Origin of the sequence: Nostoc sp. WHI (assembly GCF_015714725.1) — a bacterium.
In the GTDB taxonomy this organism is placed as follows: domain Bacteria; phylum Cyanobacteriota; class Cyanobacteriia; order Cyanobacteriales; family Nostocaceae; genus Nostoc.
Window position 1 is genome coordinate 21,514 of sequence record NZ_WBKM01000336.1, and the last position, 8,144, is coordinate 29,657.

At 44.8% G+C, this 8,144-nt stretch carries 9 protein-coding genes; 5 read left to right on the plus strand and 4 right to left on the minus strand.

The annotated features are described in order from the left end of the window. The first annotated feature begins 30 nt into the window (after positions 1-30). The 4 genes from F8S12_RS41300 (at position 31) to F8S12_RS34410 (ending at position 3,241) form a co-directional block, all read left to right on the plus strand. The gene (locus F8S12_RS41300; RefSeq protein WP_230968473.1) at positions 31-177 is read left to right on the plus strand and encodes a hypothetical protein; all 147 of its coding nucleotides are present in this window, start codon (positions 31-33) and stop codon (positions 175-177) included. After that, positions 174-1,463: a glucose-1-phosphate adenylyltransferase gene (locus F8S12_RS34400; protein ID WP_196520740.1), complete on the plus strand. Its 1,290-nt coding sequence runs from the start codon at positions 174-176 to the stop codon at positions 1,461-1,463. The genes F8S12_RS41300 and F8S12_RS34400 overlap by 4 nt, the downstream gene beginning before the upstream one ends. A gap of 116 nt (positions 1,464-1,579) precedes the next feature. Continuing rightward, positions 1,580-2,128, plus strand: a complete 549-nt coding sequence (locus F8S12_RS34405) for an AAA family ATPase (protein WP_196520741.1) — start codon at positions 1,580-1,582, stop codon at positions 2,126-2,128. 117 nt (positions 2,129-2,245) lie between these two features. After that, positions 2,246-3,241, plus strand: coding sequence for a DnaJ C-terminal domain-containing protein (locus tag F8S12_RS34410; RefSeq protein WP_196520742.1), 996 nt, complete (start codon positions 2,246-2,248; stop codon positions 3,239-3,241). A gap of 76 nt (positions 3,242-3,317) precedes the next feature. On the opposite strand, the gene F8S12_RS34415 is transcribed toward F8S12_RS34410, so the two are convergent. The 3 genes from F8S12_RS34415 to F8S12_RS34425 form a co-directional block, all read right to left on the minus strand. Continuing rightward, positions 3,318-3,593, minus strand: a complete 276-nt coding sequence (locus F8S12_RS34415; protein WP_196520743.1) for a glutathione S-transferase family protein — start codon at positions 3,591-3,593, stop codon at positions 3,318-3,320. Beyond that, positions 3,583-4,125: a peroxiredoxin family protein gene (locus tag F8S12_RS34420; protein WP_196520744.1), complete on the minus strand. Its 543-nt coding sequence runs from the start codon at positions 4,123-4,125 to the stop codon at positions 3,583-3,585. Before F8S12_RS34420 ends, F8S12_RS34415 begins: the two co-directional genes overlap by 11 nt. A 274-nt stretch (positions 4,126-4,399) precedes the next feature. Beyond that, positions 4,400-5,011 carry a peroxiredoxin gene (locus F8S12_RS34425; protein ID WP_196520745.1) on the minus strand — a complete coding sequence of 204 codons (612 nt, stop codon included), beginning with the start codon at positions 5,009-5,011 and terminating at the stop codon, positions 4,400-4,402. 131 nt (positions 5,012-5,142) lie between these two features. On the opposite strand from F8S12_RS34425, the gene F8S12_RS34430 reads away from it, so the two are divergent. After that, the gene (locus tag F8S12_RS34430; RefSeq protein WP_196520746.1) at positions 5,143-7,257 is read left to right on the plus strand and encodes an amylo-alpha-1,6-glucosidase; all 2,115 of its coding nucleotides are present in this window, start codon (positions 5,143-5,145) and stop codon (positions 7,255-7,257) included. Positions 7,258-7,294: 37 nt separating this feature from the next. Here the strand turns inward: F8S12_RS34430 and F8S12_RS34435 are convergent, their stop codons facing one another. Next, positions 7,295-8,098: a tetratricopeptide repeat protein gene (locus tag F8S12_RS34435; RefSeq protein WP_196520747.1), complete on the minus strand. Its 804-nt coding sequence runs from the start codon at positions 8,096-8,098 to the stop codon at positions 7,295-7,297. Positions 8,099-8,144 lie beyond the last annotated feature (46 nt).

Here is an 8,144-nt window from a genome sequence, read left to right on the forward strand (position 1 = left end):
TTTTTCAGATCAACTAATACAAATGTTCTGTTGTTTTACTTAGCAGCCGCATCATCCATCACCAACAGCATTCTAGAAAATTCATCCCTAAGAATGTGCGATCGCTACTTATCAGCTGCTACATACAGTCCTAAACTGAATATGAGAGTTGAAAGGCAGTCGGGAGAAATTTTGTGAAAAAAGTATTATCAATCATCCTTGGTGGTGGCGCGGGTACTCGGCTTTACCCACTAACGAAACTACGCGCCAAACCAGCAGTACCAGTAGCGGGGAAATACCGTTTAATCGATATCCCTGTCAGTAATTGCATAAATTCCGAAATATTTAAAATCTACGTCCTGACACAATTCAACTCAGCTTCCCTGAATCGCCACATAGCCCGTACTTACAACTTTACTGGCTTCAGCGAAGGGTTTGTAGAAGTACTAGCCGCACAGCAAACGCCAGAAAATCCTAACTGGTTCCAAGGTACAGCCGATGCTGTGCGTCAGTATCTTTGGCTGTTGGAAGAATGGAATGTAGACGAATATCTAATCCTCTCAGGAGATCACCTCTACCGCATGGATTACCGCCTGTTTATCCAGCGCCATAGAGAAACAGGGGCTGATATTACTCTCTCGGTTATCCCCATAGATGAGCGCCGCGCCTCGGATTTTGGCTTGATGAAAATTGACGATTCTGGTAGGGTAATTGACTTTAGCGAAAAACCCAAAGGTGAAGCGTTAATCCAAATGCGCGTTGATACAAGCGTACTGGGATTGTCAAAAGAACAAGCCAAATTACAGCCCTACATCGCTTCGATGGGGATTTATATCTTTAAAAGAGATGTTTTGATCAAGTTGTTGAAAGAATCTCTAGAGCGGACGGATTTTGGTAAAGAAATTATTCCAGATGCCTCTAAGGATTACAATGTTCAAGCCTACTTATTTGATGACTATTGGGAAGATATTGGAACAATCGATGCATTTTATCATGCAAACTTAGCGCTGACTCAGCAACCCCAGCCACCCTTTAGTTTCTACGATGAAAAAGCGCCAATTTACACTCGCCCTCGTTACTTGCCTCCAACTAAACTTTTAGATTGCCACATCACCGAATCAATTATCGGCGAAGGTTGTATATTGAAGAATTGCCGCATTCAACATTCAGTTTTAGGAGTGCGATCGCGGATTGAATCTGGCTGCGTCATTGAGGAATCTTTGCTCATGGGTGCAGACTTTTACCAACCTTCTGTGGAACGCCAATCTAGCTTAGTAGAAAATGACATTCCCGTAGGCATCGGTTCTGATACGCTGATTCGCCGTGCCATCATCGATAAAAATGCCCGCATCGGTCATGATGTCAAAATTATTAATAAAGATAACGTCCAAGAAGCTGATCGCGAAAGTCAAGGTTTCTACATCCGCAGTGGTATCGTCGTCGTGCTGAAAAATGCTGTGATTCCCGATGGAACCATCATTTAAGAGTGCTGAGTTGTGAGTGCTGAGTTGTGAGTTATGAGTATAACTTATGAGTGATTCCCGATGGAACCATCATTTAATAGTGCTGAGTGCTGAGTTGTGAGTGCTGAGTATAACTTATGAGTATAACTTCTAATCCTTCCTCACTCCTCACTCCTCACTCAGCACTCATTTTGCTAATTGGTCTTCCAGGTAGTGGTAAGTCAACTTTGGCAAAACAATTCCTGGTAGAATGCCCCCAGATGTCGCTGATTTCTACCGATGCCATCCGGGGGCAATTGTTCGGTTCCCAAGCCGTTCAGGGGCCGTGGCTGCTGATTTGGCGCGAAATTGAGCGGCAATTTCAGCAAGCAATCGCCACAGCGAATACAGCTATTTTCGACGCCACCAATGCCCAGCGCCGCCATCGTCGTGAAGTCATTGCTTTCGCCCGTGACTTGGGCTTTACCCACATTACGGGAATTTGGGCAGATACACCAGTTTGGCTGTGTTTAGCGCGTAATAAAAGGCGATCGCACCAAGTACCTGAAGAAATTATCTTGCGGATGCACCGTCAACTCCGGGATGCCCCCCCAAGCCTGGAAGAGGGACTAGACAGCCTGATCCGCTTATCAGAAAAATCGGAGTACGGAAATTGCGATCGCCCGGTGAGCAAGAACCACACTTGATTTTCTATATTGTTTGTTAATTTAAAATCAGAGTATTTTTGCTTGGCACTATACCTGGCAATTAAACACCTCTCATCTTAAAAAAACATAACCTGAATTTCTATAGGAGGCTGGTAGATGGCTGCGACCGACTTCAAAGACTATTATGCAATTTTGGGAGTCAGTAAGACTGCCACTCCAGAGGAAATTAAACAAGCCTTTCGGAAACTAGCCCGCAAATATCACCCTGATGTTAATCCAGGCAACAAACAAGCAGAGGCACGCTTCAAAGAAGTTAGCGAAGCCTACGAAGTTGTCTCAGACTCAGATAAACGCAAAAAGTACGACCAATTTGGTCAATATTGGAAACAAGCTGGTGAAGGTTTCCCATCGGGCGGTGTTGGTGCTGATATGGGTAACTTTGACTTCAGTCAATACGGCAATTTTGATGAGTTCATCAATGAGTTGCTAGGACGCTTTGGTGGTGCTACCCCTCGTGGTGGGCAACCAAGCTACTCTTACCGTACTTCCACAGGTGCGCCAAGTGGTTTTAGCGGCCTTAACGATTTTGGGTTTCAAGATGCAAGTGCCAGTAATGCTCAGGATAGTGAAGCTGCGATCGCTCTAACTTTTGCTGAAGCATTTAATGGTGTGCAAAAACGCTTTAGTTTAGGTAACGAAACAATCGATGTCCGTATCCCCTCTGGGGCTAAAACTGGTACTCGTCTGCGGGTGCGGGGTAAAGGTCAAATCAACCCAATGACTCAACAACGGGGGGATTTATACTTAAAAGTCGAACTTCAGTCGCACTCGTTCTTTCAAATGGAAGGCGATAATCTTGTTTGTGAAGTGGCAATCACCCCAGATGAAGCTACTCTGGGAGCATCTATTGATGTACCTACTCCCGATGGTTCAGTTAATGTCAAACTGCCAGCAGGGGTGCGTTCTGGACAATCTTTGCGCTTACGTGGTAAAGGTTGGCCTCTCGCCAAAGGTGGACGCGGCGATCAGTTGGTGAAGGTAGCGATCGCCCCACCAAAAGACCTCAGCCAAGAAGAGCGAGAATATTATGAAAAAATCCGGGCTATACGTACCTATAATCCCCGTAGTCATTTGCAACAAGTCAAGCTATGAAAAGTGCTGAGTGCTGAGTGCTGAGTAATGACTAATGACCACGCGTAGCTTGCTTCCCCCCAGGGGTACGGCAAGCTCAAAGCTTGCTCGTCGAGTCGATGGGCTTCAAGCCTTCATTCTGTTGTGCCATTCTCGACACCATCATAGACTTAAAGGCTTCTATTATCTCCGGTGTAGTCTCCGTAGCTTGCCATGCTGGACGTACTATCAAGCGATCGCACCAAGCACTGAGTTTAGGATAATCATTTAAGAAAATCCCTACTCTTGGCAACCATATTACTACGGTTACAGCCACAACTTCAGCTAGAGTGAGGTTTTCACTACCAAAGTAAAGGCGATCGTCATAAAACATTGAATTGTTCTAGAAGTGTGTCAACGCTAGCATTATGATCCAAAAAAGAAAATAAATGCCAGTAGCGAAGTTTCCCTTCTTTATCTAATACAAACTGGGCTGGTAAAGGCGCTCCTAGTGCTTGTCCTACTTCATAGGTACGAAACACCCGACAACTAGGATCACTCAATAACGGCATTTTTAAACCTAAATCTCTAACAACTATTTGACTCTGCCGTTCATCAGTACTACTAATCATCAAAACTTCTACGCCACGATTTTTAAATTGTTCGTAGTTCTCGTTTAACGCTTTGATGTGAGGAAAACAAAAGGGGCAATATTGCTTTTCAGTAAAGATGCGAGTCAAGGCCAGTAATACTGGTTGCTTGCCTTTATAATCAGATAGTTTTACTAAAGTTCCGTTGGTAATATCTGGCAGTTGAAAATCTGGTGTCCCCACTGCCAACCGGAGTTTATTACTAGCTGGAACTGGCAAAAAATTGCGGAAGAATCGCTCATTTAATAAGCCACTAAAATCACTTGAAGTAAACATAATACCATTTTAGATTTTAGATTTTAGATTTTGGATTGTCAAAGAGTTATTGTATTAGTCCAGCTCCCTGGACTTTGGCTGTGTAGTAGCGAATTCTATTCGTCCAATACTTGTTCTGAATTCTGAATTATTCTTCAAATACCATTTTATGAAAAAACCACCTATAAATACGGAGGCTGACACTATTTAATGTGCATCTCTATTTATCTGTGGTTTTTACTGATTTTTCTCTCAATTCCACCAGGATGGATTAAAGTTTGCTAGCTAGTAAAATTTAGACAGTAGAGAAGTAAACTTTAGACTTCACTGGGTCAGGATTCATTGTCTTGTCACCAGGTTGCCAACCAGCTGGGCAAACTTCGTCGGGGTGAGACTGAACATACTGAATTGCTTGTAATGTCCGCAGGGTTTCATCAACGCTGCGACCAAAAGCTAGGTTGTTGATAGTGGCGTGCTGTATGATACCATCTTTATCGATGATGAACAGACCACGCAAAGCAATGCCTGCTGCTGGGTCAAGAACGTTGTAAGCGGCGCTAATCTCTTTCTTGATATCGGAGACTAAAGGATAATTTAAGTCGCCGACACCACCAGACTTACGATCGCTTTGAATCCAAGAGAGGTGAGAGAATTCACTGTCAACGGAAGCCCCAAGGATTTCCGTATTGATTTTCTTGAATTCTTCGTAGCGATCGCTAAATGCTGTGATTTCAGTGGGACAAACAAAGGTAAAGTCTAGGGGGTAGAAAAACAGAACGACATACTTACCGCGATAATCGGAAAGTTTGATTGTCTTAAATTCCTGATCTACTACAGCCGTTGCTGTAAAATCGGGAGCTTGTTGACCAACGCGAAGGCACCCATCGGTTCCGTAAGTGAGGGACATTAACCTAATTCTCCTTTATCGGTTTAGTAGCGTTGAAATTCGGGTCAAGTAAAACTCACCCATCTACGCTTTCACAGTTTAATTACGATCTGTTACGACTATATCATACTCATAACGATTTTGAGTAGCAAATGCCTGATTTAGATACAAGAGAATGGTTGCTTACCAATGGCTTAGGAAGTTTTGCCAGTGGTACGGTTTCTGATGTCCGCACACGTACTTATCATGGTTGGCTGTTTGCCGCTACAAACCCACCTTCTGGGAGGACTCTGCTGTTTTCGCACCTAGAAGCTAGCTTAGAAGTATTAGGGAGCGTTGTGGCACTGGGGACAAATATTTGGGGTAACGGCCAGATTGAACCGACAGGCTGCGAATTGCTGCGCGGTTTTGATATTAACCCAGTTCCAAAATGGATTTGGGGTCAAGATAACTGGCAGTTAACAAGACAATTGGTGATGCCTTATGGTTGGGGAGGGAGTAGCGAATGGGGAGTAGGGAGTAGTGAAGAGAATAATACTTTCCAGTCCCAATTTTGCCATCGGACTTTAATTCAGTATCGCTATGACGGAAGTAATACAGCAATTTTACGGCTACGACTGCTGATAGCAGAACGTGACTTTCACCACCAGCAAATTGCTAGTCCAGAATTACACTTCTCACAATTGCTAGGGCAACAGCAAGTCAGTCTGCAAGCAGTAAATTCTGGGCATTTTGGTATACCTTGGCACTTGCGCTGGACACAAGGAAATTATCAACCAGATGCAGTTCTGTATTGGAATTATGGATTGCCTGAGGAGACGAAACGGGGATTAGGCGACAAGGAAGACCTCCACAGTCCTGGTTACTTGATAGTCACACTCCAACCAGGAGATGCGGTAACTTTAGAAGCACGAGTAGGTTTCCCCGACTCAATGCCAGATGTTCTTACTCCCGAAACCTTTGCAGAAGCTGTAGAGGCAGAGCAAGATCGGCTCTCACAAATTTTTGGATGGAGAGAGGGAGGCAAAGGAGCACAGAAGCAGAGGAGCAGAGGAGCACAGGAGCAGGGGAATAATTACCAATCCCCAATTTGGCAGCAACTACTCAGAGCAAGCGATCAATTTATCGTCTATCGAGCCTCAATTGCTGGCCCCACGGTCATTGCTGGTTATCACTGGTTTAATGACTGGGGACGTGATACCTTAATCGCCTTACCGGGGTTGGCGTTAGTTACACAGCGCTTTGATCTAGCAAAAGGAGTATTGCGAACTTTTGGGCATTACTGTCGCCACGGTCTGATTCCTAATGCATTTCCTGATATCGATGGCGAACCCTTTTATAACAGCGTTGATGCGGCGCTGTGGTGGATTGAAACTTTAGGACTTTATTTGGAAGCTACCCAAGACTGGCAGTTTTTAGCAGAGCAATTCCCCGTAGTCCAGCAAATCTACAAAGCCTTTGTCGGTGGCACACGCTACAATATCCAGGTCGATGCTACTGATGGGCTAGTTAGTTGGGATGCTCCTGGTGTAGCGCTGACCTGGATGGATGTGGTAATTGGGGCACATCCTGTCACTCCCCGTCACGGTAAGCCAGTAGAAATCAATGCGCTGTGGTATTCTGCTTTATGTTGGCTAAGTCAGTGGGCAGAACGCTTGAGCCAGCTTGAGTTTGGTGAGCCAGTGCGTCTCACTAAGCAAGCACAGCGTTATGCTCAACAAGCAGAACGCGTGAAAACCTCGCTGCAAAAGTTCTGGAATCCTCAGCTAGGTTATCTGTACGATACTATTGAGCCGGACGATCGCCGGAATTTTCAAATTCGTCCCAACGCTGTTTTGGCGCTGTCATTGCACCATTGTGGGTTTTCGGCACAGCAAGGGTGTCAGATATTAGATTTGGCAACTGCCAGTTTGCTCACCCCTTATGGTCTTCGCAGTCTCGATCCAGGAGATCCCGAATACAAAGGGAAATACGAGGGCAACCAAGAGCAGCGCGATCGCGCCTATCACCAAGGCACTGTTTGGGCTTGGCTAATTGGCCCATATATTCGGGCTTGGCTACGTTTTTATCCCCAAAAATCGCTGCCTTTTGATTGGCAACCCCTGCTAGATCACTTCCTATTTGACGCTTGTCTTGGTTCTATTTCTGAGATTTTTGATGGCGATTCACCTCATATACCCAGAGGTGCGATCGCTCAAGCTTGGTCAGTTGCAGAAGTCATCCGCCACTATCAAGCTTATGACCCATACCAGAAAACAGGTACATAGGAACAAAAAAGAGGAATTTTTGTTGAGATGGAAGTTTCTACTGGAGTTTCAAGAATTTATCTAAAGCTGATACCATACTGGGAGGCCAACGACGAATATTTGTTACCCAGTCAATGTCCTTATAACGGCTATCTAACCCATAAGCTGCTACCCAGTTACTTTCGGCTTCGCCTTGTTCTCCATTTACCCAATATGCAGCAGTGAGAGCAGCACGCATATCGGCAAACCTGGGATATTTGCGGACAATATTCCGCATCTCACGAATTGCTTGCTCTTTTTGACCAGTTTCATAAAGAGCGAGGGCGTAGTTAGCACGAGCGAAGGCAAAATTTGGAGCTAATTCATTAGATTTTTTGTAATCTGCGATCGCATCTGACCATTTTTCCAAACCACCTTTGGCATTGCCGCGATTATTATATGCCATCGCATCCTTAGGATCGAGTTCTAAGACATGATTATAATCTGCGATCGCATCTGACCATTTTCCCAACCCTTCTAACGCCGCACCCCGATTCAAATATGGATCAGTGACATTGGGCGCTAGTTCTATAGCTTTGTTATAATCTGTCAGCGCCTCTGGCAATTTGTTCTGACTCACCCGCGAATTTCCCCGGTTACTCCACGCCCCTGCATTAGTGGGAAATTGCTCAATAATCTTTGTCCAGTAAGTTTCAGCCTTAGCAAAATCACCTTGATTCGTCGCTGTAAATGCTTGATTTGCCCACTCATCACCTTGTTTTAACTGTTCTTGAGTTATGGGCGGTTGAGATTGTGCCATGACTGGTGCACCCCAGCCAAACATCAGTAACAGACTCAGAAAAATACTAATCAACTTAATCATCTAGGTTTACCTGTCTATCTTGAAAATGGGGAGTGGGGAGTGGGGG